The sequence below is a fragment of the Streptomyces sp. NPDC043861 genome, from assembly GCF_056435905.1.
On record NZ_JBWKDP010000041.1, the window covers coordinates 1 to 2,620 of the forward strand.

Here is a 2,620-nt window from a genome sequence, read left to right on the forward strand (position 1 = left end):
GGACGAGCCACCACCAGCGTGGCACCCTCCAGCAACGGCCAGAAGAACTCCCACACCGACACATCGAACCCGAACGGCGTCTTCTGCAACACACGATCCGCAGCCGACAGCCCAAACCGCCCCTGCATCCACACCAGACGATTCACAATGCCCTCGTGCGGCACCACCACACCCTTGGGCCGACCCGTCGAACCCGACGTGAACATCACATACGCCGCATCCTCAGGCCGCACCACCACACCCAACGACACACCCGACAAACCCGCCAGCTCAGCCACCACCGAAGGCTCATCCAGCACCACCACCGGCACCCCGAACCCCACCGCACCGGCCAGAGCCTGCGACGTCACCACCACACCCGCACCAGCGGTCTCCACCATGAACGCGACCCGCTCCACCGGAAGCCCCGGCTCCAGCGGCAGATACGCACCACCCGCCTTCACCACCGCAAGCAGCGCCACCACCATGTCGACCCCGCGCTCCAGGCAGACACCGACCACAGAACCAACCCCGACACCCTGACCAGCCAGCAACCGCGCAAGACGATTCGCCCGCACATCCAGCTCCGCGTACGACACCTCCACACCCTCGAACACCACCGCAACCGCATCCGGCGTCCGCACCACCTGCGCCGCCAACAGCGCGGGCAGCGTCGACAGCTCGACCTCAGCCGCCGTGTCGTTCCACTCCACCAACACCCGATGCAGCTCCTCGGCATCGAGCAGGTCGAGCTCGCTCACCCGGGTCGTCGGCTCGCCCAACAGCTGCTCCAGTGCCCGCCGGACTCGTGCCGCGAGCTGCGCGACGGTGTCCCGTGCGAAGAGGTCCACCGAGGCGGTCACCGAGCCGTGCAGGCCCGCCGGTGATCCGTCCGGGCCGAACACCTCGACGAAGTCGAACTCGAGGTCGAACTTCGCCGCCCGCACGTCCACCACCGCGTCGGCGGCTTGACCGCCGGACTCGGCACCCGAGCGCTCCAACACGATCCGCTCGTTGTTGTGGACTGTCAGCATCACCTGGACGAGCGGGTGCCGGGCCAGCGAGCGGGCCGGGGCGAGCTCCTCGACCAGCTTCTCGAACGGCACGTCCTGGTGCGCGAGCGCCGCCCATCCGGTCTGCCTCACCCGGGCGAGGGCCTCCGTGAAGGTCGGGTCGCCGGACAGGTCGGTGCGCAGCACCAGCGTGTTGACGAAGAAGCCGACCATGTCGTCCAGCGCGACATCGGTGCGCCCGGCCACGGCCGTGCCGATGGGGATGTCCGTACCCGCGCCCAGACGGGACAGGACGACCGCCAGCGCCGCCTGAAGCACCATGAAGACCGTGGCGTTCTCGGCCCGCGCCACCTCGGCGAGCCGGGCATGGACGGCGGCCGGGATCTCCAGCGGCAGGCCGTAACCGCGGTGCGAGGCGACCGCGGGGCGGGCATGGTCGAAGGGCAGGTCGAGCTCCTCCGGCGCACCGGACAGGTTGTCGCGCCAGTAGCCGATCTGGCGGGCCATCAAGCTGTCGGGGTCCTGCTCGTCGCCCAGCAGCTCCCGCTGCCACAGGGTGTAGTCCGCGTACTGGACGGGCAGCGGTTCCCATACGGGAGCTCGGTCCTCGGCGCGTGCGGCGTAGGCCGTCGTCACGTCCCGCAGCAGCGGCCCCATTGACCAACCGTCACCGGCTATGTGGTGGACCACCACGACCAGCACCTGGTCCGTCCGGCCGCACCGGAGCAGCGCCGCACGGATCGGCACCTCGTCGGCCAGGTTGAACGCGTGGCCCTCCAACTCGGCGATCCGGGCGTCGAGATCGTCGGGGGCCAGGTCGGTCACGTCCAGGGCCCAGTTCATGTCCTCCAGCTTCAGGATGCGCTGGTACGGCTCACCGTCCACTGTCGGGTAGACCGTGCGCAGCACCTCGTGGCGGCCGATCACGTCCCTCAGGGCGGCATTCAGTGCATCGCTGTCGATCTCGCCCGGCAGGCGCCTGACGATCGGGATGTTGTAGGTGGCGCTGGGGCCTTCGAGCTGGGAAAGGAACCACAACCGGCGCTGCGCGAAAGACAACGGAACCATCAGAACTCCTCCTGGTTGCGCATCGGCCGCAACGCCGGCCTAGCTGATTTTTCGTTTCCGAGCTGCTGTGCCAGTCCGGCCACCGTCGGCGCCTGCAGCAGCGCCTGCAACGGCGCCTCGATGCCTAGCGATGCCCGGATCCGGCTGGTGAGCCGGACGGCGAGCAGGGAGTGTCCGCCGAGGGCGAAGAAGTCGTCGTCGACGCCGACGCTTTCGAGCCCGAGGACCTCGGCGAACAGGGTGCACAGGATCTCCTCCCGCGCATTGGCCGGCCCTCGCCCGGCTCCCGTCCTGTACTCGGGGGCGGGCAGGGCCTTGCGGTCCAGCTTGCCGTTCACCGACAGCGGCAGCGCCTCGAGGACGACGACCGCCGACGGCACCATGTGCGCCGGCATCTGTGACGACGCGAACTCCGTGATCAGGGCGGGAAGTTCCCCGACCGGCGTGTCGCCAGGGCGGGGGACGACGTAGGCCACCAGGCGGATGTCACCGGGCGCGTCCTCGCGGGCGAGTACGGCGGCCTGCGCCACCTGCGGATGCGCGGCGACGACGGCCTCGAC

General features: G+C 69.6%; 2 protein-coding genes. Both read right to left on the minus strand.

All coding sequences use genetic code 11. The features are described from left to right. On the minus strand, positions 1-2,060 hold a 2,060-nt coding region (locus AC068D_RS35650), incomplete at its 3' end, for a condensation domain-containing protein (protein WP_478827303.1). Beyond that, positions 2,060-2,620, minus strand: a 561-nt coding sequence (locus AC068D_RS35655) for a phosphopantetheine-binding protein (RefSeq protein WP_478827304.1), incomplete at its 5' end; no start/stop codon positions are given. The genes AC068D_RS35655 and AC068D_RS35650, both read right to left, overlap by 1 nt.